This window comes from Amycolatopsis sp. WAC 04197 (assembly GCF_003947475.1).
Classification (GTDB): Bacteria; Actinomycetota; Actinomycetes; order Mycobacteriales; family Pseudonocardiaceae; genus Amycolatopsis; species Amycolatopsis japonica.
Map to the genome: position 1 here is coordinate 53656 of NZ_QHJK01000007.1, position 25295 is coordinate 78950.

A 25295-nucleotide genomic window follows, 5' to 3' on the forward strand; every position below is an offset into this window, starting at 1 on the left:
GTGTACGCCCGTGTCGGTGACGTGTTCGCCTGGCTGCGCCTCGCGACCGCCGCGCTCTGTCCTTTATGGACATATCGAAGGAAACGTTAGCTCCCCGTTACGGAACGGGTGGTGTTCCTAACGTCCAAGCCGAAAAGAACAGTGTTCAACGGTTAAGCTCCCCCGCATGCCGAAACTGCTGGTGGTGGAAGACGACGACGCGATCGGCGGCGTCCTCGAATCGACCCTCCGTCTGCACGGCTACGAGGTTTCCTGGCAGCGTGACGGCCGCACCGCGCTCGCGGCCGCGGCGGACGGCGACATCGACTTCGTCCTGCTCGACCTCGGCCTGCCGGATCTGGACGGGGTCGAGGTCTGCCGCCGGCTGCGGGCGGAGCTGCCCGGCGCCGTCCTGGTCATCCTGACCGCGCGGCAGGAGGAGATGGACGTCGTCGTGGGCCTGGAGGCCGGCGCCGACGACTACCTCACCAAACCGATCCGGCTCGGCGAACTGCTCGCCAGGGTGCGGGCACATCTGCGGCGCGGGACGGCGCCGCCGGAGAGCAGGCCCGCGATCGCCATCGGCTATCTGCGGGTGGACACCGCCGGCCGCCGGGTCAGCGTCGGCGGGCGGGAGATCGCGTTGCGGGCCAAGGAGTTCGACCTGCTCGCCCGGCTGGCCGAGCAGCCGGGTGTCGCGGTCAGCCGTGACACCCTGATGTCCGAGGTGTGGGACGCGCACTGGTACGGCTCCACGAAGACGCTCGACGTCCACATCGCGGCGCTGCGCCGGAAGCTGACCGAATCGGCGCCCACGCCCGAGCAGGCGCCCAGGATCTCGACCCTGCGCGGCCACGGCTACCGCCTGGAACAACCCTTCGAGAATCAGTAATCGCGCAGGTCGGAGACCTCGTCGCGGGCGGCGAGCTGCGCGATCCTCGCCGACGCCGCCACACACGACCCGATCACCACCAGCGCCAGCAGCCCGAAGTAGCCGTGCGGCGAAGGCACCCTTTCCACCTTCGAGACGAAGACGAACAGCACGCCCAGCAGATGCCCGGCGATCAGGCCGCCGCCGCCGACCACCAGCGCGTCACCCGCGATGAACGCCGCCACCTGCCGCCGTTTCCCGCCGAGCGTGCTCACGATCAGCAGATCGCGGCGGCGTTCGTTGAGCGCCGCCCCGAACGACGGCCCGGCCGCGGCGGCCGCGAGGATCAGGGAGGCGATCAGATCCACCTCGGCCTCGCCGCAGCCGTCCTTGGTGAGGGCGGTCGCCATGGCGAACGCCACCGCCAGCGCGACCAGCACCAGAGACCGCGCCAGGAGCGCGCTCCGCCACGAAATGGACAGCGCGATCACGCCGGCGAGTCCCGAGACGAGCGGCCGGAGTATCCCGCCGATCGCCCGCTTTCCCTTCCGCAGCCCCAGCTCCACCAGCCGCCACAGCAGCATCGTGCCGCCCGCCCAGCCGAACAGCGGCCAGACGAAGGCGAGCGCGAGCAGGATGACGTCGAGGCCGTAGGGCGACCACCAGGGCGGCCCGCCGTCGGCCGGGACGAAATACCACTCGCGCAGCACCGGGGGCAGGATGGCGAGTGCCGCCACGAGCACTCCGGCGAGCAGCAAGAGAACGATTTCCCGGACGACCGCTACGCCCGTGCCGGTCGCGAAGCCACAAGCCAGGGACACGACGCTCCCGACCACACCGCCCGCCAGCCCGGCCGCCGCGGCCTCTGCCGCGGCCAACCCGACCACCTGCCCGCCGGTGGCGCCGCGGGCACGCAGCAGATCCTGATCCGCCCGCAGCACCCTCGCCGAGGGGGTGGACAGCAGCACCACCAGCACCATCGCGGGGATCCAGCGCGGTGCCGGGGCCCAGGTCCAGTCGTGCACCGCGAGCAGCGTGGTCACGATCGCGACCCCGGCCGCGGGCACGCCGAGCCTGGCGGGGCGCACGCGCGCGATCCCGCCGACCCACAACGCCATCGCGGCGATCACCGGTCCAGCACCAGCTTCCCGTCGACCATGGCCCATTGTTCCCCGAACAGCCCGGCCGGGGCGGCTTCGGCCGTCGCCACCAGCAATCCGGCGGCCAGCTGGTCCGCGGCGCGCACGAGCCTGCCGAGCAGCCGTTCGCCCTCGCGCTGGTCGAGCCAGCCCGCCGGGTCGTCGGCGAGGATCAGTTTCGGCGCGGGCGCGAGCGCCCTGGCCAGGATGGCGAGCCGGATCTGCTCGCCGGTCAGCTCGCGGGGCGCCTTCTTGGCGAAGCCGTCGAGGCCCACGAGCTCCAGCGCCCCGTCGACGGCGTCACGGACCGCCGTGCCGGTCCGCCCGGCGAGCACCAGCGGCAGGGCGACGTTGAGCCGGACGTCGAGGTCGCGCAGCAGCCCGCCGTCCTGCAGCACCAGCCCGATCAGGTCGGGTCCCGGCGGCGACGGCTCGAAGGCGGGCCAGTCGATGGTGCCCGCGGTCGGTTTCTTCATCCCGGCGAGCAGATGCAGCAGCGTGGTCTTCCCCGCACCCGCCCTGCCGGTCACCACCGCGCGGGTCTCCGCGCCGATCACGCAGGTGACGCCGTGCACGGCGACCACGGCGGTCAGCCCGGAACCGTAGGTGTGCGCCAGTTCGTCGGCGCGGACCAGTGGCGCCGTCACGCCACTCTCACGATCCGCTGCGCGGCCGCCGCGATCTCGGGGTCACGGGTCGCCACGACGACGGCCGTCCCGCGAGCCGCGACGGCGCACAGCAGATCCATGAGTTCGAGTGCGGCGAGCCCGTCGAGTTCTCCGGCGGGTTCGTCGGCGAGGACCACGTCAGGCGCTCCGGCGAGCGCGACGGCGACCCCGGCCCTCGCGCCTTCCAGCGCCGAAAGCGTGTCCGGGTAGTCGTCGCCCCGTCCGGCCAGCCCGACGAGTTCGAGCAGGTCGCCCGCGGTGCGCCGCCCGGCGAGCCGCCCCGCCAGCACGACGTTCCGCTCGACGGTGAGGTGGTCGAAGAGGTTCCCGCGCCGGAGCAGCACGCCGACACCGGGGGCGCCGAGGAGGGGCTCGCCACTTCCGGCGGGCAGCACGGCCACACACTCGCCCGGGACGGCGAACCGGACGAGGGGGACGGATCCGGGCCCCGGGCCTGCCATGACGGCGGCACGTCGGCGCATGGCCCCAAGGTAAGGCGAAGGGGGTCAACATCGCCTTGATCTCAGGTCAACGGACGGCAAAATATCGCGTCGGGTGGGTGATCCTCTCGCACTTCGGCCACACTCTGAGCGTGCGCCGCCGGATCGTCACCCTCACCGTGCTGGCCGCGGTGCTGGCGATCACCCTGTTCGGGGCGCCGCTGGCCATCGCGGTCGCCAAGTTCCACGAGGGCAACTCGACCCACGACCTCGAACGGGTCGCCGACACCGTCGTCCTCGGCGTGGCCGGCGACCTGGCCAACGGCCGGATCCCGGAATTGAGGCCGGTCAAAGAGGAGGAGGGGCGGATCCGCGGGATCAGGGTCGCGGTCTACACCCCGACCGGCAGGCTCCTGGCAGGCAACGGCCCGAACAGCGAAGACCGCTTCGTCCGCGAAGCGCACTACACCGACATGGCGACCGGCACCCGCGACGACGAGATCGTCCTGGCGGTCCCGGTGCTCAGCGGACCGTCGCTGGTCGGGGTGGTCCGCGCCGCCCATCCCCGCTCGGAGCTGGACGCCAAGATCCGCCTGACCTGGCTGAAGATGATCGCGCTCGCCGGGATCGCGATCGGCGCGAGCTGGCTGATCGGGCGCCGGATCGCCACCCGGCTGGCGCGGCCGCTGGAGGATCTGGCCGCCACCGCCGAACGGCTCGGCGAGGGCGACTTCACCGTCCGCGCCCGCCGGACCGGGGTCCACGAGATCGATCAGGTCGCCGAGGCGCTCGACGTCACGTCCGAGCGGATCGGCGAGACGCTGGACCGCGAACGGACCTTCTCCTCCGACGCCTCCCACCAGCTGCGAACCCCGTTGACCGGGCTTCGGCTCCAGTTGGAGGCCGCGCTGGAAAGCCCCGACCGCGACCCCTACGCGACGATCCGCGACGGCATCGCCTCGGCCGACCGGCTCGAACGCACCATCGACGACCTGCTGGCGCTGGCCAAACAGACGAGGGCCCCACGCGCGCTGCTCGACCTGGGCAAACTCTTCGAAGAGGTCCGCCAGACCTGGCACGGCCTGCTCGCCGGACGCGGCCGCGCGCTGCGGATCAGCGGCCGGGACGCCCTGCCGGCGCGGGCGGCGGACGCGGCCGTGCGGCAGGTGCTCGCCGTACTGCTGGACAACGCGGCGACCCACGGACGCGGCACGGTGTCCGTCCTCGCGCGCGACGCCGGGGACGCGCTGGCCATCGACGTGAGCGACGAGGGCGCCATCGAGGACGGGCACGATCCGTTCGCGACCGTCGACCGGACCGAGGACCACGAAGGCAACGGGATCGGCCTGCGGCTGGCGCGGAGCCTGGCCGAGGCGGAAGGCGGGCGGCTGCGGCTGACCAGCCCGGCGCCGACGACGTTCACGCTGCTGCTGCCCGCCGAGCGCCCCTCGCCGAAAGAAGAAGGCCCGGGCCTGGCGAGCTAGGGGGGGTTACTCGCCAGGCCGGGCCGGTAGGAGGCAAACGCGCCCCGACAGCGCGCACGGCATGCCACCTGACTGAAGACGGTAAAGACCAGCGGGCCAACAGACGGTACACGCCGGATTAACTGACACTTTGCTTTTGAATGTCACAGGAATCGAGCAGTTGCCCGGCCGGGCTGAATCGATCGTGGGAAGATTGACCGCATGACCACCGAGCCGGCGCCGAGATGGCGGAGACTGGAACCGGACGAGCGCAAGGAGCAGATCTTCGCCTGCGCGGCCCGCCTTTTCTCCGACCGCCCGTACTCGGAAGTGTCCACTTCGGACATCGCCGCCGAGGCCGGGGTCGCCAGGGGTCTGATCAACCACTACTTCGGCACGAAACGCGAGCTCTACCTGGAGATCATCCGGCGGGCGCTGACCGTGCCGCGGCTCGCCGTCGAGATCCTGCCGGAGGGCCCGCTCGAACTGCGCGCCGACGTCGCCATCGACTGGTTCCTGGACATGGTCACCAGCCAGGAGAAGATGTGGCTGGCCGCGATCGCGCCGGAGGGCATCGGCCGGGACCTCGAGGTCGAACGGATCCTCGAAGAAGCCGATCGCGAATCGGCCGACCGGGTGCTCGAAGCCGTCGGCCTCTCCCGCGAAAGCGAACACGGGCCGGAGTTGAACGCGCTCGTCCGCGCGTTCGGCGGGATGGTCAAGGCGGCGGGCCGCGAATGGCTCGTGCGCGGTTCACTCGATCGCGCGCAGGTGCACACCTTGCTGAGCAAGTCGCTGGTCACGCTGGTCGGTGAGGTCTTCCCCGAGATCCAGCGAGGCTGAGAAAGGGAGAAGCCCCCGGCACCTCGAGGGGGAGGTTGGTGCCAGGGGCTTCGGGACCGGTGACGAGCACCGGTATTCCTCCACACTACGCCGATTCCCTGTCACGGCTCTGTCAAACGTCCGATTGCGTTCAGCTGGGTGAGCCGGAGTTCGAGACCGTCGAGACAACGCTGCACGGCGTAATGGTAAAGCCGCTCGTAGTAACCGGCCGCGAGGTCGGGATCCGCGACCAGCTCGGCGATCGACTCGCCCAGCGCCGCCATTCCGGGCAGATCCTCGCGCGTGCGGTACGCCGCGTAGCCCTCGCATCGGTCGAGCTGGAGCGCCATCGCGCTCTCCCGGTCGTCCTCCATCGCGACGAACTGGCAGGCGGTGGCGAGCAGCAGGTTGTAGGCGAACGGCGCTTCGCCGCCGAAGCCGGCCGCGAGCAGACGGCCGATGCCGGTGTTCATGGTCGGCACGGCGGCGGCGACCGACGGCCCGAACAGGGCGAGGCGGCGCGCCGAACCGGGATAGCGGCGCAGCACGGTCCGCACGGTCGGCAGGAATTCGTCGAACCAGTCCCGCCACGACAAGGTCTCGTCGGGCAGCGTCAGTTCGCCGACCACCCGGTCCAGCACCGCGACGACGACGGTGTCCCGGTCGCCGACGTGGTGGTAGACCACCGCGGGGTAGGCGTCGACGGCGGCCGCGAGCTGCCGCAACGTCCAGTTCTCCAGGCCCGATTCGGCCGACAGCTCCAGCGCGGCGTCGACGATCCGGTCCCTGGTGACGGCCGGCCGTCCGGAAGCCGCGCGGGACCTCGGCCGGGAACCCGCGTCTTCGGAGAAAGTCGGCATGCGGGCTACCGTATCCGCATTCGGCTGGTCGGACGGCGGGGGCTTCCGGCAGGATCAGGCCATGCCCCGCGCGCGTGTGAACGGTCTCGAACTCGAGTACGACACCTTCGGCTCCCCCACGGATCCGCCGCTGGTCCTGGTGATGGGACTCGGCGCCCAGATGGTGACGTGGGAGGAGGGCTTCTGCGCACTGCTCGCCGAGGGCGGGTTCCACGTCGTCCGCTTCGACAACCGCGACATCGGCCTTTCGTCCTATCTGGACGATCTCCCCGCGCCGGATCTGGCCGCGCTCGCCGCGGGGGACCTGACCTCCGCGCCGTACCTGCTGTCCGATCTCGCCGCCGACATCACCGGGCTGTTCGACGCGCTCGGTTTCGCCCGCGCGCACGTCGTCGGGGCGTCGATGGGCGGGATGATCGTGCAGCAGCTCGCGATCGACTCGCCGGAGCGGCTGCTCAGCCTCACGTCGATCATGTCGACCACCGGGGATCCCTCGGTCGGGCATCCGGAACCCGCCGCGCTCGCCGGGCTGACGCGGCCGCCCGCCGCCACCCGGGAACAGGCGATCGAAGACGGCATCGCGTGGTTCAAGCTCGTGGGTTCGCCCGGTCACCCGTCCGACGAAGAGTTCCTGCGCATGAAGGCCACCCGCAACTACGACCGCGCGAACCACCCCGAGGGCGCGCTGCGGCAGGCCGCCGCCGTCGTCGCTTCGGGTGACCGCACGGCGAAGCTGCGCGACGTCCACGTCCCCACGCTCGTCATCCACGGCGAGAGCGACCCGCTGATCAACGTCAGCGGCGGGAAGGCGACCGCGGAAGCGATCCCGGACGCGGAACTGCTGCTGTTCCCCGGAATGGGCCACGAACTGCCGCGGCAGCTGTGGCCCGCGATCGCCGACGCGATCATCGCGCACGCGCGCGAAGCCTGACCGGGGTCAGGATTCCGTCAAGGTTCCCGGTGGAGCCGTAGGGAAGGCGTTCACGCCCGCGGCACGGCCGGTGAGCCGGAGTTGACTGGGCGGATGAGGAAAACCGAGTGTTTCGGCTTCCCGTTCGGTTGTGCCGCCGTCGTCGCCGCGGCGTCGGTGGCCGGACTCCTCGGTTCGGCGCGACATCACGTCTTTTCCTTGCTGGCCTTGGGTTTCGTCGTCCTCGTCAGCGGTGTCGCGACGCGTTTGACCGCGACCGCGGGGACGGCCGTGATCGCCTGGGGTGTCCATTCGGGATTCACCGTCGGGACACTGGGCGCGCTCCAGTTCACGACCGAGACGGGCGTCGCCGCCCTCGTGTTCACCGCCGCGACCGCGGTCGGCGCGCTCGCACGGCATTTCGTCCACGATGCCGGGTCCGAGTCGCCCCACCCCCTGGAAGGGGCGACTCGGACGCGGCTTTCCGGCCCTGACACACCTGCCCATCCCCCTCCGGCGGGCGAGTGCGACGGGGATCATCGATCACGGGAAGGTTCCAGCTGGTCCGCTCGTACCCAGGTCGCGTGAAAACCGAGCGGGACCCGCTGGGGCAACAGGACCCTGGCCACGGGTCCGGCAGCGAGATCGGCGGCGTCGAAGACGTCCAGCTCCGAGCGCCCCTCACGCTCGTCCTGGACGAAGGTCACCAGATAGCCGTCGGCGGAATCGGCGGCCGCGCCGTCGCGGGGTGCGAACGGCGCCTCACTGCCCCACCGGCCCGGACCGAACCGGTGTTCGGTCTTGGCGCCGGCAAGATTGTCGTAGCACACCAGGCCGTCGAATTTGAGCGTCGACTCCGGCGAGATGTGCACCGCGTAGGAGAAGCGATTCCGGCCGCCGACCACCCTCGAGTCGACGGACGGAAATTCGGTGTTGTCGTCGTCGAGCTGGTTCTCCAGGCACTGCCCGGTCCGGAGGTTGAACCGGTAGCGGTGCAGCGAGGCGTCCAGCCGCAGGTACGACAGCATCTTGGCGAGCGGGGTGTGCGCGTCCGCGCGCGGTTGCGGGCGCTGGACGCGGCAGACGTCGAGGACGATTTCTTCGCCCTGCTCCCAGGAATTGACGACGTGGTAGATGTAGCAGGGGCTGGCTTCGAACCACCGGATCTGGCTACCGTTACCGTAGCGAGGGAGCACCCCGAACCGGCTCGGCAACGACCGGTCGAACACCAGCCGGTGACGGCCGTTGCGCGCCGCCTCCCTGTCCTGGACCAGCGGTAGATCCATCAGGACGGCGTAGTTCTCGGTGATCGCCATGTCGTGCGGCAGGCGCGGGCCGGGGAGTTCGATGTCGGTCGTGGTCGCGACCTTGCCGTCCGCGCTGATCACGCCGTAGCGCAGGTACGGCGGGCGCGGCCCGTAGTCGAACCAGAACATCTCGCCGGTGCGCTCGTCGACCTTCGGATGGGCCATCATGTCGCCCACCAGCGTGCCGAGGAAGTCCTCGGCGCCCAATGTCTCCAGCGAAAGCGGATCCACCGCGTACGGCGTGCCGCACATGTACCAGGTCGAAAGCACCTTGCCGCGATGGAAGATCAGGTCGGTATTGGCGCTGTCCTTGACGTTCAGGCCGTGCGTGTTGCCGAACGGGTTGCCCTTGGGCGACTCCATGACGCCCTTCCACAGCGCCTTGCCCGCTTCGGATTCGGCCTCGAACGCCTTGGTGCGGACCCAGCGGTTGCGGTAGCGGGCCTTGCCGTTCTCCAGATGGACCGCGTGGATCATGCCGTCGCCGTCGAACCAGTGGTAGCGCCCCTCCGGCTCGAACCGGGGATTCGGCCCGTTGCGCAGGTACACGCCGTTGAGGTCCGCGGGGATCTCGCCGACGACCTCGAGATCGCTCGCGTCGATCTCGTCGCCGACCGGGGCGTAGACGCCCATCAGGTACGGGTTGACCTCGGGTTCCCCGGTGGCGACTGCCACCAGGACCGGCTGCTCGGAGGTGCTCGTCATCGGTACTCCCCGGCTGGTTCGTGTTGACCGATGGCTGAGACACTATGATTTCTGTAGTCAGGTGTCAAGAGGCTTCTGTTGCTGTAGTCAGTAGTACGCTGACAGCGACACCACCCTCGGAAGGAACCACGTGACAGAGGCGACGGCGCCCCGCGTCCGGCCGGCGGGCGATCCGCTGCGCCGGGCGCTCGAACTGCTCGGCGATCAGTGGACCTTGCTGATCCTGCAGAGCCTTTTCCTGCGTTTCCGCCGTTACGAGGAGCTCCGGCTGCGGCTCGGCATCTCCCCCACCGCGTTGTCCGGGCGGCTGCGCGACATGGTCGACGCGGGCGTGCTCGTCCGCACGCCGTACCGGGACGCGCGCCGCACCCGGCACGAGTACCGGCTCACCGAACGCGGTCTCGATCTGTGGCCGCTGCTGATCTCGATCTGGGCGTGGGAACGGGAATGGGTCGAGGGACGGCGCGCGGTACTGCCGACGCTGATCCATCTCGACTGCGAACTGGCCACGTCGGCGCCGCTCGGCTGCGCCTCGTGCGAACGCCGGGTCGACGCCCGCGACGTCCGCGCGCGGCGGCTCGACGAGACCGGCGTCGTCGAAGCGACGGCGTCGAAACGCTTCCGCCGCAAGGACGCCGAGTCGCTCGCGGGCGATCCGCTGATGTTCTTCCCGGACACGATGGAACTCCTCGGCGACCGGTGGTCGACCGGGGTCGTGGTGAGCGCGCTGCTCGGGGCACGGCATTTCTCGGAGTTCGAACGCGAACTGGGCATCGGGCCGAGCGTGCTCTCGGGGCGGCTGTCGCGACTCGTGGACGTCGGCGTGCTGCGGACCGGGATCGCGAAGACCCGCACCGACGCGCACGACTACCGGCTGACGGCGAAAGGGCTCGCGTTCTTCCCCGCGCTGGCCTTCATCGCCGAATGGTCGCGGGGTTTCGAGGTCCCGGGCCAGGAGCCCGACATCACGCTGGAGCACGTGGACTGCGGCAACCGGCTGAAGCCGATCCTGCTGTGCGATCACTGCTGGCACCCGCTGCTGCGGGACCGGGTCCGGTTCGGCGGTCCGGTCCAGCTGCCCGCGCCGTCCAGGTGACGTAAATCGACTCGCCAAGCCGGTCGGTTCCTGACAGGCTGGCGTGGTCACACGTCGTCACCTCGGAGGTAAGAATGACTGAACCCGCACCGTCCCCGGCGGATGGCGAAGAGGACGACACGAAGCGCAAGTTCCGCGAGGCCCTGGAGCGCAAGCAGGCTCAGGCCCGCTCAGGCTCGGCGCACGAGAACGGCGGCGGGAAGAACCTGCACGCGCACGGTCCGGCGGCGAACAAGCGCACCTTCCGTCGCAAGAGCGGCTGAGTCCCCGGCACATCCAAGTGCCATGAAAGGTCCTTTCCTTGCAAATTTTGCAAGGAAAGGACCTTTCATTGCGTTCTGAGGGCCGCTTTCGGGGGAGCTACACCGTCAGGATCGACCGCAGCCCGCCGACCTCGGCCATCCGGCGTTCGGCCAGCCGGTCCGCCGCCGTCGCCGGCGGCACACCGTCGGCCTTCGCCAGCGCGAAGACCGCCTTGGTGGTGTCGAAGATGGCCGTCGTCTTGCGCTTGGCGCGCGCGAAGTCGAAGCCGTGCCGCTCGTCGTCGACCTGGATCACGCCACCGGCGTTGACCAGGTAGTCCGGCGCGAAGAGGATGCCGCGGTCGTCGAGCTGCTTGCCGACGCCCGGATGCGCGAGCTGGTTGTTGGCCGCGCCGCAGACGATCTTGGAGCGGAGCAGGCCGACGGTCTCGTCGGTGAGCACCCCGCCCAGCGCGCACGGCGCGAAGACGTCGAGTTCGGTGCGGATCAGCGCGTCGAGGTCTTCGACGACCTCGACCCCGGGGTACGCCGCGCGGGTGCGTTCGATCGCCGCGGGCGACACGTCGGTGATGACCACCTGCGCGCCCGCCTCGATCAGATGCCCGACCAGGATGTGCCCGACCTTGCCGACACCGGCGACGCCGACCTTGCGGCCCGCGAGGTCCGGGACGCCCCAGACGGTGTCCGCGGAGGCGCGCATGCCCTGGTAGGTGCCGAAAGCGGTGAGCACCGAGGAGTCGCCGGCGCCGCCGTTCTCCGGCGAGCGGCCCGTGACGAACTCCGATTCGCGGGCGACGACGTCCATGTCCTGCACGTAGGTGCCCACGTCGCAGGCGGTGATGTAGCGGCCGCCCAACGTCTGGACGAACCGGCCGAAGGCGCGAAGCAGCGCTTCGGTCTTGTGCTTCTGGGGGTCGCCGATGATGACGGCCTTGCCGCCGCCGAGGTCGAGCCCGGCGAGCGCGTTCTTGTACGCCATCCCCTTCGACAGCGCGAGGACGTCCGCGAGCGCGGCGTCTTCGGACTCGTAGGGGTAGAACCGGGTCCCGCCGAGCGACGGCCCGAGCGCCGTCGAGTAGATCCCGATGATGGCCTTCAGGCCGGTGGCCTGGTCTTGACAGAAGACGACCTGTTCATGGCCGGTACCTTGGCCGAACACTTCGGTCACTGTGGTGACTCCTTGTCCTGGAGTGCACGCTGCTTGTGGCTCACGTGCGAAGTTCCTGCAACAAGGCACAGTCCCCGACGAAGGTCGTCCGGCGGCGACGGTGCCACATCGCAAACCTAGATCGCCCCGGTCCGTTCGCCAAGCCGGGGCCGAGGTCTCTCAGCCGTTGACGACCTCTTGAAGGACACGGAGCGCGGAATCGAGCTGCCGGTCGGACAGATACGGCGCCGGTCCGAACCGCAGATACGCGCCGCGGCTGTCGGTCCGGACGCCGCGCTCGGCGAGAGCGGCCTGCAGCGCACCGGCGTCGGCGCATTTCAGCGACAGGAAGCCGCCGACGCGGTCGAGCGGCGTCTCCCGGTCACGGGTGATGACGTCCTCGGGCAGCCCGAGCTTGTCGAAGCCCTCGGCGAGGAAGCCCACCTGGTGCCGCGAAACCTCCCGCAGGAACTCGGGCGTGAGCCCGTGCTCGGCGAAGAACCGGAACACGCGAGCGCCCCGGTAGTGGCTCGTCGGGTCGTAGGTCGCTCCGGCGAACCTGTCCGATCCGGCGGCGTAGGCGATCTGGCCGGGCCGGCGCTCGTCCGCGAGCGCGCCGAACTCGGCGTACCAGCCGGTGACGACCGGCCGCAGTTCCTGCGCGTGCGCGGGCATCCGCAGGAAGCAGTTGCCCTCGCCGAGCTGGAGGTACTTGTAACCGCCGCCGAGCACCCAGGCGTTGGTGAGCCCGAGGTCGTGCAGCGAGAACGGGACGACGCCGAGCGCGTGGTAGGCGTCGACGACGAGGTTCACCGACTTCGAAAGGCAGACGTCGGCGAGATGCGCGAGACCCGGCACGAGCCGGGAGGTCTCGAACAGCACGGCCGAGACGAGCACGGCGGCGGTGTCTTCGGTGACCTCGGCCGCGACGCGTTCGGCCAGCGTGGCGACCGGCGCCGCGGGGACGCGGACCACCTCGACGCCCTCCTCCGCCAGCCTGCCCAGCTGACGGCGCAGGGTGTGGAACTCGCCGTCGGTGGTGACCAGGCGCGGACGGCGGGGCAGGTCCATCGCCGAGAGGAACCGGATCACCAGATCGTGGGTACTGGCGCCGAGCGCGATGGCGCCGTGCGGGTCACCGAGCAGCGCCCGGAACCCGGCACGCATCTCGTCGGCCTTCGCGAAGGCACGCTCCCACTTCGTGTCGACCTCTTCGGCCGCGTCGGCGAAGGCCTCCAGAAGACCTTCCCGCGCGACGTCCGGCCACGCCTGATGCGAATGCCCGGTCAGCAGAATCCTGTCCGCCACGCCGAAGGCCTGGTAGTGCTCCGCGAGCGCGTTGGGATCGCGGCGGAGTTCGTCGAGGTTCGTCAAAGCCTGCTCCGCACCGCCCAGAGATCCGGGAACATCGGGGAGAAAAGCGTCGTACGCAGATAGTGCGCGCCCGACGAACCCCCCGTCCCGGTCTTGTCTCCGATGGTGCGCTCGACCATCTTCACGTGCCGATACCGCCACTCCTGCATCCCTTCGTCCAGATCGACCAGGTGCTCCGCCACGACGGACGGCCCGGTGTCGTCGCGGTAGACCCGCAACAGAACCTCTTGGAGCGCCGGAGAGGGTTCGAGTGGCTTGGTGACATCGCGCCCGGTCGGGACGTCGTACCCCTTCACCGCGAGGTAGGTGACGAAGGAGTCGAAGAGCGACGGCCGTGACATCGCGTCCGCGATCTGGGCGCGCTGTTCACCGCCTTCGGGGTAATGCGCGAACACCCGCTCGTCCCGGCGGCCGAGGACGGCCTCCAGGACACGGAACTGAGCCGACTGGAACCCGCTCGACGCGTCGAGTCGCGCACGGAAACTGGTGAACTGGCTCGGAGTCATCGTCTCGAGCACATCGATCTGCGCGACCACCACCTTGAAGATAGTCAGGATTCGCCGCAAAGTGCGGACGGCGTGAGCGGTGTTACCCGCTTCGAGTTGCTCCTGCAGGTAAAGCGCCTCGTGGAGAACTTGTTTGAACCAAAGTTCATACACTTGGTGGATCACGATGAAGAGCAATTCGTCGTGCTCGTCGGACCGCGGATGCTGTGCGTCCAGCAATTCGTCCAGCGAAAGGTAGGACGTGTAACTCAATGCGGCTTGAGTGTCGTTCATTTTTCTGTCACCTCGTCGAAATGGCGTTGCGCCGCCGGGGCCAGCGCCTGATAGAGATCGTGGAACAACTCGACCGCGGCCGCCCGGCTCGGCGGAGCGGGCACCAGCCCGACCGGAAGCTCCGGATCGAGCGACGGGAAGGCGCGGAACGTATGCGTCAGCCAGGTTCGGACCTGGAACGCCTCGGCGTCAGGCAGGTCGCCTGAATATCCGCCGAAATCTCGGACGAACGCGTCGTAACGCGCGGCGAGGCCGTCGAGGTTCCACGCCCGCGCGGCGAACCGCCGGACGTCGAGCCCGGCCGACGGTTTCCCGAGCATCAGCCCGGCGTGTTCGGCGACGTCCAGTTCGGCCAGCAGGGCGAGCACCTCGGCCTCGCGGTCGTGCGGCGCGATCCAGGTGCCGTCCTGGACCGGGCCGAATCCGAGGAAACGCAGCCGTCGCACCAGCCGCTCCCTCGCCTGGCGGCGGCTTTCCGGGATGCTCTGCCACAGCACGGTCCACTGCCCGACCTCGCGGTCGCGCCTGCCGAGGGAGAAGATGCGGCGGTCGCCGTCCTCCAGCAACGCGATCGTGCGACGGGTCAGCGAGTAGTGGACGAGCCTGCCGGCCTTGTGCCTCGCGAGCAGGTCGCGGCGAGCGAGCCTGGCCAGCGCGATCCGCGCGGCGCCGTCGGAGAAGCCGAGCCCGGCGAGCACGCCGACCAGGCCGCCGGACCAGACACGACGGCTCTCGCGCGGCGACACGTAGGTACCGAGCAGCGTCATCACCAGCTCCTGGGGACCTGGGTCGCCGTGGGGCGGGGCCGATTCGGGCATGAGCGCAACTCTATACACCTCAGGCCGCTGCGGTGTAGCTTGATTCGAGTGACGTACTTCGCGGAGTTGAGCTCGCGTCAGGTGGCCGCGCTCGCGTCCGACGCGCGTGTTCCCGTGCTGTTGCTCCCGGTGGGCGCCGTCGAGCCGCACGGACCGCACGCGCCGCTGGGCACCGATCCCCTGATCTCGCGCGGGATGTGCGAACGCGCCGCCGCGCGGCTGGCAGGCGATCCCGGTCTGCGCGTGCTGATCCTGCCCGAGGTGCCGTACGGGGTGACGCGGTTCGCCGCCGGGTTCGCGGGCGGCGTCTCGATCGGCGAGGAGACCCTGTACGCGCTGCTGACCGAGATCTGCGGCGCGCTCACCGAACAGGGGCTCACCCGGATCCTGCTGGTCAACAACCATTTCGAACCGGCGCACCTGGCCGTACTGCGACGGGTGGCGGAGGCGGCGGGCGTCGGCTTCGTCGACCTCGTCCGCCGCCGGTACGCCGCGCGGCTCACCGACGAGTTCCGCTCGGGCGAATGCCATGCCGGGCAATACGAGACGTCGCTGGTGCTCGCCGACCGGCCGGATCTCGTCGACGCCGCCGTCCAGCGCGGACTGCCCGCGGTCCACGTCGACCTGGCACGCGGCGGGGTCACGGACTTCGCCTCGGCCGGGATGACCGAGGCCTACTGCGGCACCCCCGCCCAGGCGACCGCCGAGGAAGGCGAAAAGACCTTCTCGGTGCTCACCGACATCCTGGTCGAAGCGATCCGGGAGCTCGTATGACCTTCAATCTGGCGACCCATTTCGTCGACCGCCTCCCCGGACAGCGGACGGCGTTGCTGTGCGGCGACGAGGAAGTCACGTATGCGCAGCTCGGCGCCCTGGTGAACCGGGCCGGGAACGTGCTGCGCGAACTCGGTGTCCGAAGTGGACAACGGGTTTTGCTGGCACTGAACGACAGCGTCGAGTTCGTGGCCGTCTGGTACGCGGCGCAGAAGATCGGCGCGGTCACCGCCGAGGTCTATTCCTTCCTGCAGCCCAAGGATTACGCGTACTACCTCGGCTACACGGAGGCCGTCGTCGTCATCGCGGACGCCTCGACGCTGCCCGCGCTGCGCGAAGCCGGGGCACGGAACCTGCTGGTCGTCGGCGATGTGGAATTGCTGCCCGGCGAGCACTCGTTCTCCACGCTGATCGCATCGGCATCGGACGAACTCGAAGCCGCGCCGACCACGCTGGACGACGTCGCGATCTGGAAGTTCACCACCGGCAGCACCGGCGCGCCCAAGGCGTGTGTGCATCCGGCGCGCAGCGCGCTGGAAAGCTTCGACCGGTACGCGCTCGGCGTGCTCGGACTCCGCGAGGACGACCGCGTACTGGCCGTGCCGAAGCTGTTCTTCGGCTACGCGCGCGATCTGACCGCGTTGTTCCCGTTCGGCGTGGGCGCGTCCGGGATCGTGTTCCCGCAACGCAGCACCGCCGACCTGCTGTTCTCGCTGATCGAGCGCTACCGGCCGACGATCCTGGTCAACGTGCCGACGATGATGAGCGCGATGATCGCCCACCCATCGGCGTCCTCTGTGGACATGAGCTCGCTACGGCTCGCGACGTCGGCGGGTGAGGCTTTGCCGTCGGAACTGCATCGCAAGTGGGACAACCTGTTCGGTGTCCCGGTGATCGACGGGATCGGCTCGTCGGAGGCGTACCACATCTATCTGTCCAATGTGCCCGGCGCGCAGCGGGTCGGCAGCCTCGGCCGCGAGGTCCCCGGCTACACCGCCCGCGTGCTGGACGAGAGCGGCGATCCGTTGCCGGACGGCGAGATCGGCACCCTGGAGGTGACCGGTCCGACCATCGCGCGCGAGTACCACGGAGACGCCGAGAAGACCGCGCGGACGTTCCACGGCGACACCCTGCGCACCGGCGATCTGTTCAGCCGCGACACCGATGGATACTTCCACCACCACGGCCGCGCCGACGATCTGCTGAAGGTGTCCGGCGTGTTCGTCGCGCCGAGCGAGATCGAAGACTGTCTCATCGGTCATCCCGCCGTCGTCGACTGCGCGGTGCTGGGCGTGACCGTCGACGGCCTCGTCGTCCCGCGGGCGTGCGTCGTCCTGGCGGAGGGCGCTTCGGCCACGGCCGAGGAACTCAAGGATCACGCGCGGGCCCAGCTGGCGAAGCACAAGTACCCGCGCGAGGTGGTGTTCGTGACCGAACTCCCCCGCACCGCCAACGGAAAACTCGATCGGCGCGCGTTGCGCCGGGTGGAGGCAGAGTGAGCAGGATCGTCGTCGTCACCGGCGGGACCCGCGGGATCGGCGCGGCCATCGCCGCCCGGTTCCGGGCCGCCGGCGACAAGGTGCACGCCCCCGGCCGGGCCGACTGCGACGTCACCGACGAAGACGCCGTCGCGCGGTACTTCGACGGTCTCGGGCCGGTGGACGTACTGGTGAACAACGCCGGGATCTCGGCGAGCGCCCCGCTGGCGAAGACCTCGCTGGAGCAGTGGCGGACCCAGCTCGAAGTCAACGCGACCGGCGCTTTCCTTTGTACACGGGCGGTCCTGCCCGGCATGCGGTCACGCGACACCGGCCGGATCGTCACCGTCGCCTCGACTGCGTCGCATATCGGCTACCGCTACACGGCCGGGTACACCGCGTCGAAGCACGCCGCCGTCGGCCTGATGCGGGCGACCGCCGCGGAACTGGCGGGCACCGGCGTCACCGCGAACGCCGTCTGCCCGGCCTTCGTGCGCACGGACATGACGGCCGCCTCCGTCGCCCGGATCCAGGAACGGACCGGCCGCGACGAAGCCGACGCGGAAGCCGCCCTCGCCGCCGCGTCACCACTCGGCCGCCTGCTCGAACCCGACGAGGTCGCCCACGCGGTGACCTTCTTCGCGGCGCCCGAAGCGGCCGCGATCAACGGACAGACACTCGTCCTCGATGGAGGTGGGATCCAGTCATGAGCCCGTTCCGCGCCACGCCGCCGATCACGACGGACTGGGAGCACTTCGAGTTCACCGTGGACGATGGCGTCGCCACGGTCACCTTGAACCGCCCCGACAAACTGAACGCGCTCACCTTCGACAGCTACGCCGACCTGCGCGACCTGCTGGCCGAACTGCCGCATCGCGGCGACGTCCGGGTGCTGGTCATCACCGGGCAGGGGCGCGGTTTCTGCTCCGGCGGCGACGTCGAAGAGATCATCGGCGAACTGCAGAAGATGGAGTCCGCGGAACTGCTGGAGTTCACGCGGATGACCGGCGCGGTGGTGAAGGCGCTGCGCGAGTGCCCCATCCCGGTGATCGCCGCGGTGAACGGTGTCGCCGCGGGCGCGGGGTCGGTGATCGCTCTGGCGAGCGACTTCCGGCTGCTGGCGTCTTCGGCGAAGTTCGCCTTCCTGTTCACGAAGGTCGGACTGGCCGGTGCGGACATGGGCTCGGCGTACCTGCTGCCGCGGCTGGTCGGGCTCGGCCGGGCGACCGAACTGCTGATGCTGGGCGACAAGATCGATGCCACCCGGGCCGAGACCATCGGGCTGGCTTCGAAGGTGGTTCCCGACTCAGACTTGGCTTCGGAGGCTTCCGCGTTGGCACGGCGTCTTGCCGATGGGCCGGCTTTGGCTTACAGCACGACGAAGGTGCTGTTGACGCGTGAGCTGGATATGGACCTGGGGAGTTCCATCGAGCTGGAGGCGATCACGCAGGCTTTGCTGATGACGGCGAAGGATCACGGGGAGTTCTATGCGGCCTGGACGGCTGGGCGTTCGCCTCAGTGGACTGGTCGGTGAGGTCTTTTCGGTGACCGTCGGGGGCTCCGGCCTTTCGGTCGTGACTGGTCCTTTGGTGATGGACTGTGTGGATTTTGGGACGTTGGATGTCCCAAAATCCACACAGTCATGCGTGACCGGTCCAGTCATGATCATCAGCTTGTGACGCGCTCTTGAATCGTCCGTTAAGGACTGGGCGGCGGATCGGGTCCTCAGGGATTTCGGGTACCGGTGTTTCGGTCGTGACCGGTCTGGTGACGATGGACTGTGTGGATTTTGGTGCGTTGGATGACCTGGAATCCACACAGTCGTGCGTGATCGGGCCGGTCGTGGTGGTCGTCCGTTAGGGAACGCTCCCGTCGTCGATGAATCTGGGGAAGGCGCAAACCCTCAGCCGCGAATACGGAGGGCTTCGTCGCGGAGTGGCGGGTTCTGAGGATTCTCGGTCGGGCGAGCGATGGACTGTGTGGATCTTGGGACGTCACCCGCACAGGTATGCCGAAGGGCCCGTCGCCTGGATGGCTGGCGGGCTCCTCGGTGGTCAGACGTGGTGCAGGGTGTTGCGCCTAGGTTTTCGGAGCGGGTCCCTGTACTGGGGTGGGATGAACTCCGGTAACCCGTCGGCGGCCATGCGGACTTCCCAGTCACCGTGGTGAATCAACCGATGATGGAAACCACAGAGCAACACGAGATTCCGGAGATCGGTGGGTCCTCCGTCTGCCCAGTGCTCAATATGATGAGCGTGGCAATTCTTCGGTTTCCGATGACAGCCCGGGAAGGCGCAGCCCCCGTCGCGGATGTTCAACGCGCGTCGTTGGCCTGGTGTGACGAAGCGTCTCAGGCGTCCCATGTCCAAGGGTTCACCCGAGGCGCTCATCACGACCGGCAGCATGAGGCAGTCGCAGGCGGCGAGCCGTGCTTCCCGCGCGGTCATGGTCCCCACGAAGTCGAGACACGCGGTCCCGAGACCGGACTTCAGTTCCTCAAGTCCGATGGTGACATGCACCAAGGTCCGATAGCCGCTAGTGCCCGGTTGGTCCGGGCACGCGATCGCCAGGTCGAGAAGTTCGGCCCAGGCGTCTCCCATGCGCTCGCACTTCATCCGCAGATCCGCCTGCCCGAACTCGTCGACTGGTCGTGGCTGGGCGTGTGCTTCCAGGGCTGCGGCGGTGCGTGCGCCGGTCTCGTCATCGAGGAGGCCGGTGAGTTTCCAGAAGCCGTCTTTGCGGCGTTCCAAGGTGATTTCGCGGCGTGGTTCTTTGGGCTCGGGGTCTTTGGGTTCGTTGCCGTCAGGGTTCAGCAAGCCCAGCAGGTTCGCCTCGGCCTTGGCGAGCTGCCGCGGGCCGGCAGTCGGGGCAAGGTTGGCGAGGATCTGCTCCGCACCGGCCCGGTCCTCAGCCGAAATGTCGGCGGGGAGGTTCTTCAGGATCTCCAGGATCTGATCGATCCGCTCGTCCCCGACCAACCCCTGGGCGGCGACCGCGGCGGTCGCGGGAGCGAGAGGCGGAACCTCCGTGCCATCCAGGGCCCGGGTCGGGTTCAAGGCGATGGCGCGCTTCACGATCGGTCCTGCCTCACCCCGCGACAGCCCCGCGATCTCGGCGAGCCAGCTCGCCGTACTCCCATGCCCGTACAAGTCTTTGGCGCCCCGAGACTCGATCTCCGCCAGGAACTGCCCCAGACAGGCGGTCGCGATCCGGATCACCTGCAACGTCTGCTGCACGCCATGGGCAAGCTCCAGCTTGCCGGCGCGCCACAGTTCTTGCGGCAACTCGGGGAGGAAGGTCTCGGACACGACTCCATAATACACCATAAATCGAACACGTGTTCGTAATTTTAAAGTGACAAATAAAATGCGCGAACAACACCGAAGAGTGAAACCGCCGCCAACCCCGAATCACCCTACGAAGGCACCCCGCGCACTTAGTCGACTAAATGCGAGCAACGGCGGGCGCACCCTCAAACACGCCGTCGAGACAGATTGAATAGAACCGAAGGCCAGGCCGGCCACCATGCGACTACCTCCAAGCACCCCACGCACTTAGTCGGCTAAACGCGAGGCCCTCTAGCCATTAGCCGACTGAATGCGAAGAACCCCAAGCAATTAGTCGACTGAATGCGGAGAAAGAGAACCGGCAGCAGAAAGCAACCGATCGGCAAGGACCCGGCACCGCTCCCCCAACTCCACCGGTTCGATCACCTCGAAAGCGTGCCCCAGCACCACCACATGCATCAGCAGGAAATCGAGATCCCCGGCCCCGCTCAGCACCTCGCACCGCGAACGCCCCCGTTCCCGCACGACAGCGGCCGACGCCGGGATCTGCGAACGCACGACCGGAGCGGGCGCGTGCACCAAAAACCGTGCCTGGTGCCGATAGACCCGGCTGGCGATGTTCTCCTGCACGTACGCCGCCGCGTCGGGCGCCGAGCGCGGGCGGAATCGCCACGACCGCGCGGAAACCTCGGTCATCCGGTCGACACGGAAGGTGCGCCAGTCGTCGCGGTCGAGGTCGTAGGCCAACAGATACCAGCGCCGCCCCGAGGCCACCAGCCGATACGGCTCGACCCGCCGCACCGTAGAACCCGAAGACGGATACTCGAAGCCCAACTCGACCTCGTCGCGGCAAGCGCGGGCCAGGGTCATCAGCACCTCGGGGTCGATCGGCGCGCGGCTTCCGTCGAAGGCGACCACGGAGCCGGACAACGCGCTCACCTCGCGCCGCAGCCTGGTCGGCAGCACCCGGTCGAGTTTCGTCAGCGCCCGCAAAGCGGCTTCCCCGCTGCCCGCGCCGGCGAGCAGCGAGACCGCGGTGGCGATCGCCTCCTCGTCGTCCAGCAGCAACGGTGGCATGTCATGGCCGGGCCCGAGCTGGTAACCCCCGCCGACACCGTTGCTCGCCTGCACCGGGTAACCGAGCGCGCGCAGCCGCTCGACGTCCCGCCGGATCGTGCGCGGCGTGACACCCAGCCGCTCCCCCAGCTCCGGGCCGGTCCACACGGCACGCTGCTGCAACAGCCCGAGCAGGGTGAGCACCCGTTCGGTCGTCCCGCGCTCGTCCTCCATGTCACCCACTCTGCCAGAGATAGCGGACCGATCCTGTCCGCTAGGCATGTCAGACTTCTCCCATGAACCGCAAGAGCCGCGAATTCCAGGTCAGCTTCGACGCCCGCGACCCGAAAGCCCTGTCCACCTTCTGGCGCGACGCCCTGGGCTACGTCCACCCCGGCCCGCCCGGGGTCGAGGTGCCGGAGGGCACCGACCCGCTGGACGCGTGGGACGAGTTCCTCGAGCGCGTCGGCATGCCCGTGGAGCAGCGCAACAGCCGCTCGGCCCTCGAAGACCCGGCAGGCGAAGGACCCAGGATCTTCTTCCAGCAGGTCCCGGATGGCAGTTGCATCGGAGACGTAAGCGGCTCAACATGGACCCATGACCAGGTACGTTGCACTGTACTGCCGGATTTCGGTTGACCGCTCTGGCCGCAAAGAGGGTGTCCAGGCTCAAGAGCGATGGGGGCGGGCGTACGCCGAGAAGACATGGCCGGGTGTTCCTGTTCGCGTATTCCCAGACAACGACCTGTCAGCAGCGGCCGACGACGTAGTCCGGCCCGGCTATGACGCATTGCGTGCTGCGATCGAACGCGGCGAGATCGTCCATGTGTGGACGGTGGAACAGTACCGGGTAGAGCGTCGCGAAATTCAGTGGTTCGAGTTCGCCGCGATAATGGACGCGGCCGGTATCGGCGAGCTACACACCAACCGGGACGGCATTGTCCGGGTGCGAGACGACGTAGCCGGAATCAAGGCCGTTTTGGGCGCGGGCGAAGTACGCCGCCTCAAAGGGCGGATCAACGACATTTTGGCGGACAAGGCCGCGTTGGGGCAGCCTCCGGGGAGTCACACGTTCGGCTATCGGCATTCGAAGACCGAAGACGGCACCAAGACTTACGAGCAGATACCCGAGCAAGCGGCGGCCATCCGGCAGGTTGCTGAATGGGTGCTTTCGGGGTGGTCGTTGGCGAACATCGCGAAGCAATTGCAAGAGCGCGGGTTGCGGGGAGCACACGGAGGCAAGATCGGCCCCAATGGCGTTAAGAACATGGTGACCGTTCCAACAGTGGCGGGCCATCGAGTGTACCGAGGTCAGATTGTCGCTAAAGGCAATTGGGAACCGATCCTGGATGAGGAGACGTGGCAGGCGTGCCGCCTCAAGCTGTCTCAGCCGCGCCGGGTGAAACGCTCCGACGGCAAGGGCACTTATGAGATCAGCGAGCGTCACCAGGGCAATTCGACCGGCCGCAAGTATCTGCTGACAGGTGGGCTAGCGGTGTGCGGCGTCTGTAAGCATCGGCTGACGGGCGCGCCAAAGAAGATCGGGAAGCGTCGGGTTCCGTATCTAAGCTGCCACCCGAACCTCGGCGGCCGTGGATGTGTCGGAATCATCCTGGAAAGGACCGAGGAGATTGTCGTGGACCGTCTCTTTGACGAACTCGACAAAGACGACTTCCTGAACGCGATTGCAGCCGATGAGCACGGTTCGCGCCGGGAAGAGATCACTAAGCAACTCGCAGCACTTGACCGCCAGCGCGCGGAATTGGCGAAGTTGTGGGCAACCCCAGGCGAGTTGACCATGACAGAGTGGAAGGAAGCGCGGAGCACGTTCACGAAGAACGAACAGCGCCTGCGCAGCGAGTACGCGCAACTGCCACCCCCGGTGATCGATGTTGACATTCAGGGTGCGCGCGAAGCATGGCCGGATATGACCCTGGATGAACAACGCGCGTTTGTGCGCCTGTTCATCGAGAGAGTCACCGTGCACCCTGCAACGCCGGGCACGTTCCGGACGTATGACCCGGAGCGAGTGAAAATAACGTGGCGATCGCTACGGCGCACACCAGCCGATCCCGCTGATCAATAACCGTCGGTTCGCCGAGCATGAAGACTACCCAGCCCATCCAATGCTTCGTCGTGGTCGCTTGCCGCATGCTGAGCATTCCGGGAATCGTGGCCATAAGGTGGCGTCTGAGAGACACGTGTTGGGTTCTCGCTCCACACGCCCCCAATATCGGCGAGCACATCGGCTAGCGGATTTTCAATGTCCGCGCTCGCCAGTCGCACAGCTTCAATAGGGTCGTCTGGGGCCGACGGCAGGTGTTTCGATTGCATGTACCGGGAGCTGACGTTCGGCCCCGCAGGAACGAGGGCGAAGTACTGGCCACGCTCACGGCCTTCGCGGGGCGTGTAGCCGTACTCTCGACCTGCGGCGTCCTGAACCACCAACTGATCACTCCAGACGACCACCTCAAGGTGATCAGGCCAGCGGTGCACCACCTCACCGAACAATTCGGCCGCCTCATCACGCGAGACCTTCCGCGTCATGCCCTTCTCCCTCCCCTGCGTTCTTGTGGACTCGCTCCGCAGCCCCAAGGATAGGGCTTTGCGGAGCCTTCCGGACCTGCGCGCGTTTCGGGCCGTCCGAAGTGAGGCGAGCTAGCTGCTCATCAAGCCACGACGCGGCGATGCCGTCCCAGTAGTCCCGTGTTGCTCCTGACGGAGGCTCAACGTCGACAGTCTTGCTGTAGAGCTGCACAGGCCATCGCCGGTGGTCGTCAGGCATGACCCAAAACTCACAGATCACGTGCATGGTTGATATCCGATCACAAGATGCCCTTGCCCGAGTTGCTGTCTGAGTGTCAGTTCGCCGAGTTGCGGGCCGGGCGCGGTGGTCGGAGTGTCGTCCAAGACGGACCCGAATTCCAGACGGCACGCGTTCACGACGCTGGTGATGTGATCCGGCTCGAACCGCACAGCGCTACCGGGGACCGACAGGCGCGTGACGTAGTCGCGGGGGTTGGTGACTTCGGCGGCCAGTGCCAGGAACGCGCCCGGGCAGTCCGCCGCGCCCCGCGCAGTGGCGAACGCGTCCGCCGCTTCCGGGCTGAAATGAAAGCAAAAGTCGGCGGCGGCAGTGGTTCCGGATGCCGCCGCTTGTCGGCCGCCTGTGGCCTGATCGGACAGCCGGACGACCAAGTTCCATACGAGTGCGTTCGGGGTGCGCGGCAGAATCCGCGCGACCGCTTCCGCGTGCGCCGCGTTCAGTTCGTCCTGTGTCTGGCGGGTCTCTTCGGCCGCGTTCACGGCCAGCATGACCGAACCGGCCGTCACCATGGCCAGTCCGAAAGCCAGCGCGCCGAGCGTCTGCCAACGGCGGGTGCGGAGTCGCAGGTGGACGGCGGCGACGGTCGCGGCGTAGACCATGATCACTCCCGCGATCACGGCCCACCACCACGGGTCCACATAGGTCAGCAGCCACACTGCGACCACGAGCAGCGGCACCGTCAGCCGCCACGCCAGCGGCACGCCGCGCCCGAGCAGCAGCATGACGACCATGCCGCCGACGCCGCCGAACAACCAGGGCCACATCTGCCAGCCCGAGAGCCCCCACGACACCAGGGCCAGCAGCAGCGCCACACCGAGTGCGGGGTATCTGAGACCCCGCTCAATGGCAGCGTGCCGCCGCTCACGAGCGGCGGCACGTTCGCCAGCCTCTGCCATCCGATCAAAGAACCTCGGTCCTCCACCCATCACTTCAGGATGCGCCCGGATCAGCCGGAACGCCACCTATCGGCGCTGGTCCCGCACTGTGGTCGCGGACATGAACACGGTTCCTCTCATCGCCACCGTGAGAACAGAGCGCCCCTCCGGCCATCCGGCCGGAGGGGCGCTCCACATGGGCAGCTCTCAAACTGCGTCGTAACGCCGAGCGAGAGCGGCCCGGACGATCCGCGCGGCCCTGGTGAGGGTGAGCGGGTCGTCTAGGGCCAAAACCGGCCCCACGACGCTCTCAGCGCCCCGGGTGGCGGTGCCCTGTCCGCCGTCCCGGAGTGAATCG

At 68.4% G+C, this 25295-nt stretch carries 25 protein-coding genes and 1 pseudogene; 13 read left to right on the forward strand and 13 right to left on the reverse strand.

What is annotated here, in order from left to right:
- The first annotated feature begins 166 nt into the window (after positions 1 to 166).
- Positions 167 to 871: a response regulator transcription factor gene (locus DMC64_RS24370; RefSeq protein WP_125735423.1), complete on the forward strand. Its 705-nt coding sequence runs from the start codon at positions 167 to 169 to the stop codon at positions 869 to 871.
- Here the strand turns inward: DMC64_RS24370 and DMC64_RS24375 are convergent.
- The 3 genes from DMC64_RS24375 to DMC64_RS24385 are packed head-to-tail and all read right to left on the reverse strand — an operon-like array spanning position 865 to position 3139.
- Complete coding sequence (locus tag DMC64_RS24375; protein ID WP_125735424.1) at positions 865 to 1980, reverse strand: FtsX-like permease family protein; 1116 nt, start codon at positions 1978 to 1980, stop codon at positions 865 to 867. The genes DMC64_RS24370 and DMC64_RS24375 overlap by 7 nt on opposite strands.
- Positions 1977 to 2636, reverse strand: coding sequence for an ATP-binding cassette domain-containing protein (locus DMC64_RS24380; RefSeq protein WP_038517618.1), 660 nt, complete (start codon positions 2634 to 2636; stop codon positions 1977 to 1979). Before DMC64_RS24380 ends, DMC64_RS24375 begins: the two co-directional genes overlap by 4 nt.
- On the reverse strand, positions 2633 to 3139 hold the full coding sequence (locus DMC64_RS24385) for a lipoprotein ABC transporter ATP-binding protein (RefSeq protein WP_233629794.1): 507 nt from the start codon (positions 3137 to 3139) through the stop codon (positions 2633 to 2635). Before DMC64_RS24385 ends, DMC64_RS24380 begins: the two co-directional genes overlap by 4 nt.
- A 77-nt stretch (positions 3140 to 3216) precedes the next feature.
- On the opposite strand from DMC64_RS24385, the gene DMC64_RS24390 reads away from it, so the two are divergent.
- Positions 3217 to 4581 carry an ATP-binding protein gene (locus tag DMC64_RS24390; protein ID WP_125735425.1) on the forward strand — a complete coding sequence of 455 codons (1365 nt, stop codon included), beginning with the start codon at positions 3217 to 3219 and terminating at the stop codon, positions 4579 to 4581.
- A gap of 201 nt (positions 4582 to 4782) precedes the next feature.
- A complete protein-coding gene (locus DMC64_RS24395; protein ID WP_037346818.1) occupies positions 4783 to 5403 on the forward strand; it encodes a TetR/AcrR family transcriptional regulator in 621 nt (206 codons plus the stop codon).
- Between the two features lie 101 nt (positions 5404 to 5504).
- Here DMC64_RS24395 and DMC64_RS24400 read toward each other — a convergent pair whose 3' ends face one another.
- Entirely contained in the window at positions 5505 to 6242 is a 738-nt protein-coding gene (locus DMC64_RS24400; RefSeq protein ID WP_125735426.1) for a TetR/AcrR family transcriptional regulator, read from the reverse strand.
- A gap of 61 nt (positions 6243 to 6303) precedes the next feature.
- Between DMC64_RS24400 and DMC64_RS24405 the strand changes: the two genes are divergently transcribed.
- Complete coding sequence (locus DMC64_RS24405; protein ID WP_037347031.1) at positions 6304 to 7173, forward strand: alpha/beta fold hydrolase; 870 nt, start codon at positions 6304 to 6306, stop codon at positions 7171 to 7173.
- Between the two features lie 93 nt (positions 7174 to 7266).
- Positions 7267 to 7740 carry a hypothetical protein gene (locus DMC64_RS24410; RefSeq protein ID WP_125735427.1) on the forward strand — a complete coding sequence of 158 codons (474 nt, stop codon included), beginning with the start codon at positions 7267 to 7269 and terminating at the stop codon, positions 7738 to 7740.
- Here the strand turns inward: DMC64_RS24410 and DMC64_RS24415 are convergent.
- Entirely contained in the window at positions 7689 to 9164 is a 1476-nt protein-coding gene (locus DMC64_RS24415; protein WP_125735428.1) for a carotenoid oxygenase family protein, read from the reverse strand. The two genes, DMC64_RS24410 and DMC64_RS24415, sit on opposite strands and share 52 nt — an antisense overlap.
- 130 nt (positions 9165 to 9294) lie before the next feature.
- On the opposite strand from DMC64_RS24415, the gene DMC64_RS24420 reads away from it, so the two are divergent.
- Positions 9295 to 10260: a helix-turn-helix domain-containing protein gene (locus DMC64_RS24420; RefSeq protein WP_037346810.1), complete on the forward strand. Its 966-nt coding sequence runs from the start codon at positions 9295 to 9297 to the stop codon at positions 10258 to 10260.
- 74 nt (positions 10261 to 10334) lie between these two features.
- Complete coding sequence (locus tag DMC64_RS24425) at positions 10335 to 10523, forward strand: DUF5302 domain-containing protein (RefSeq protein WP_005162443.1); 189 nt, start codon at positions 10335 to 10337, stop codon at positions 10521 to 10523.
- A 97-nt stretch (positions 10524 to 10620) separates the two neighbouring features.
- Here the strand turns inward: DMC64_RS24425 and DMC64_RS24430 are convergent, their stop codons facing one another.
- The 4 genes from DMC64_RS24430 to DMC64_RS24445 form a co-directional block, all read right to left on the reverse strand.
- On the reverse strand, positions 10621 to 11691 hold the full coding sequence (locus DMC64_RS24430) for a Glu/Leu/Phe/Val dehydrogenase (RefSeq protein ID WP_037346807.1): 1071 nt from the start codon (positions 11689 to 11691) through the stop codon (positions 10621 to 10623).
- Positions 11692 to 11850: 159 nt separating this feature from the next.
- Positions 11851 to 13044: a kynureninase gene (locus tag DMC64_RS24435; RefSeq protein WP_125735429.1), complete on the reverse strand. Its 1194-nt coding sequence runs from the start codon at positions 13042 to 13044 to the stop codon at positions 11851 to 11853.
- On the reverse strand, positions 13041 to 13823 hold the full coding sequence (locus tag DMC64_RS24440; protein ID WP_007033945.1) for a tryptophan 2,3-dioxygenase: 783 nt from the start codon (positions 13821 to 13823) through the stop codon (positions 13041 to 13043). The genes DMC64_RS24435 and DMC64_RS24440 overlap by 4 nt, the downstream gene beginning before the upstream one ends.
- On the reverse strand, positions 13820 to 14641 hold the full coding sequence (locus tag DMC64_RS24445) for a PaaX family transcriptional regulator C-terminal domain-containing protein (RefSeq protein ID WP_125735430.1): 822 nt from the start codon (positions 14639 to 14641) through the stop codon (positions 13820 to 13822). The genes DMC64_RS24440 and DMC64_RS24445 overlap by 4 nt, the downstream gene beginning before the upstream one ends.
- 48 nt (positions 14642 to 14689) lie before the next feature.
- Between DMC64_RS24445 and DMC64_RS24450 the strand changes: the two genes are divergently transcribed.
- From DMC64_RS24450 to DMC64_RS24465, 4 genes are read left to right on the forward strand one after another with little or no spacing between them, the layout of a single operon-like run.
- Positions 14690 to 15415: a creatininase family protein gene (locus DMC64_RS24450; protein ID WP_037346798.1), complete on the forward strand. Its 726-nt coding sequence runs from the start codon at positions 14690 to 14692 to the stop codon at positions 15413 to 15415.
- Positions 15412 to 16914: a benzoate-CoA ligase family protein gene (locus DMC64_RS24455; protein WP_125735431.1), complete on the forward strand. Its 1503-nt coding sequence runs from the start codon at positions 15412 to 15414 to the stop codon at positions 16912 to 16914. The genes DMC64_RS24450 and DMC64_RS24455 overlap by 4 nt, the downstream gene beginning before the upstream one ends.
- Positions 16911 to 17603, forward strand: coding sequence for an SDR family NAD(P)-dependent oxidoreductase (locus DMC64_RS24460; protein ID WP_125735432.1), 693 nt, complete (start codon positions 16911 to 16913; stop codon positions 17601 to 17603). The genes DMC64_RS24455 and DMC64_RS24460 overlap by 4 nt, the downstream gene beginning before the upstream one ends.
- Positions 17600 to 18427: an enoyl-CoA hydratase family protein gene (locus DMC64_RS24465; RefSeq protein WP_037346791.1), complete on the forward strand. Its 828-nt coding sequence runs from the start codon at positions 17600 to 17602 to the stop codon at positions 18425 to 18427. Before DMC64_RS24460 ends, DMC64_RS24465 begins: the two co-directional genes overlap by 4 nt.
- Before the next feature lie 520 nt (positions 18428 to 18947).
- Here DMC64_RS24465 and DMC64_RS24470 read toward each other — a convergent pair.
- Positions 18948 to 20201, reverse strand: coding sequence for an HNH endonuclease signature motif containing protein (locus DMC64_RS24470; protein ID WP_125735433.1), 1254 nt, complete (start codon positions 20199 to 20201; stop codon positions 18948 to 18950).
- Between the two features lie 309 nt (positions 20202 to 20510).
- Positions 20511 to 21470, reverse strand: coding sequence for a YafY family protein (locus tag DMC64_RS24475; RefSeq protein ID WP_125735434.1), 960 nt, complete (start codon positions 21468 to 21470; stop codon positions 20511 to 20513).
- Between the two features lie 62 nt (positions 21471 to 21532).
- Here DMC64_RS24475 and DMC64_RS24480 point away from each other — a divergent pair.
- Both DMC64_RS24480 and DMC64_RS24485 read left to right on the forward strand, forming a co-directional pair.
- Positions 21533 to 21805 (forward strand): annotated as a pseudogene (locus DMC64_RS24480) (VOC family protein); the annotation flags it as partial.
- A 28-nt stretch (positions 21806 to 21833) separates the two neighbouring features.
- Positions 21834 to 23321 (forward strand): recombinase family protein, encoded by a 1488-nt coding sequence (locus DMC64_RS24485; RefSeq protein WP_125735435.1) that lies wholly within the window; start codon positions 21834 to 21836, stop codon positions 23319 to 23321.
- Here the strand turns inward: DMC64_RS24485 and DMC64_RS24490 are convergent.
- Positions 23315 to 23782 (reverse strand): hypothetical protein, encoded by a 468-nt coding sequence (locus tag DMC64_RS24490; protein ID WP_125735436.1) that lies wholly within the window; start codon positions 23780 to 23782, stop codon positions 23315 to 23317. The two genes, DMC64_RS24485 and DMC64_RS24490, sit on opposite strands and share 7 nt — an antisense overlap.
- Positions 23783 to 24037: 255 nt before the next feature.
- Positions 24038 to 24874, reverse strand: coding sequence for a hypothetical protein (locus DMC64_RS24495; RefSeq protein WP_125735437.1), 837 nt, complete (start codon positions 24872 to 24874; stop codon positions 24038 to 24040).
- Positions 24875 to 25295 lie beyond the last annotated feature (421 nt).

What these genes read in the sequence shown, in the direction of transcription:
- DMC64_RS24370 (WP_125735423.1), top strand. Translation starts at nt 167, where the DNA reads ATGCCGAAACTGCTGGTGGTGGAAGACGACGACGCGATCGGCGGCGTC.
- DMC64_RS24385 (WP_233629794.1), bottom strand. Translation starts at nt 3,139, where the DNA reads ATGCGCCGACGTGCCGCCGTCATGGCAGGCCCGGGGCCCGGATCCGTC.
- DMC64_RS24395 (WP_037346818.1), top strand. Translation starts at nt 4,783, where the DNA reads ATGACCACCGAGCCGGCGCCGAGATGGCGGAGACTGGAACCGGACGAG.
- DMC64_RS24400 (WP_125735426.1), bottom strand. Translation starts at nt 6,242, where the DNA reads ATGCCGACTTTCTCCGAAGACGCGGGTTCCCGGCCGAGGTCCCGCGCG.
- DMC64_RS24405 (WP_037347031.1), top strand. Translation starts at nt 6,304, where the DNA reads ATGCCCCGCGCGCGTGTGAACGGTCTCGAACTCGAGTACGACACCTTC.
- DMC64_RS24410 (WP_125735427.1), top strand. Translation starts at nt 7,267, where the DNA reads ATGAGGAAAACCGAGTGTTTCGGCTTCCCGTTCGGTTGTGCCGCCGTC.
- DMC64_RS24415 (WP_125735428.1), bottom strand. Translation starts at nt 9,164, where the DNA reads ATGACGAGCACCTCCGAGCAGCCGGTCCTGGTGGCAGTCGCCACCGGG.
- DMC64_RS24425 (WP_005162443.1), top strand. Translation starts at nt 10,335, where the DNA reads ATGACTGAACCCGCACCGTCCCCGGCGGATGGCGAAGAGGACGACACG.
- DMC64_RS24440 (WP_007033945.1), bottom strand. Translation starts at nt 13,823, where the DNA reads ATGAACGACACTCAAGCCGCATTGAGTTACACGTCCTACCTTTCGCTG.
- DMC64_RS24445 (WP_125735430.1), bottom strand. Translation starts at nt 14,641, where the DNA reads ATGCCCGAATCGGCCCCGCCCCACGGCGACCCAGGTCCCCAGGAGCTG.
- DMC64_RS24455 (WP_125735431.1), top strand. Translation starts at nt 15,412, where the DNA reads ATGACCTTCAATCTGGCGACCCATTTCGTCGACCGCCTCCCCGGACAG.
- DMC64_RS24465 (WP_037346791.1), top strand. Translation starts at nt 17,600, where the DNA reads ATGAGCCCGTTCCGCGCCACGCCGCCGATCACGACGGACTGGGAGCAC.
- DMC64_RS24475 (WP_125735434.1), bottom strand. Translation starts at nt 21,470, where the DNA reads ATGGAGGACGAGCGCGGGACGACCGAACGGGTGCTCACCCTGCTCGGG.
- DMC64_RS24485 (WP_125735435.1), top strand. Translation starts at nt 21,834, where the DNA reads ATGACCAGGTACGTTGCACTGTACTGCCGGATTTCGGTTGACCGCTCT.
- DMC64_RS24490 (WP_125735436.1), bottom strand. Translation starts at nt 23,782, where the DNA reads ATGACGCGGAAGGTCTCGCGTGATGAGGCGGCCGAATTGTTCGGTGAG.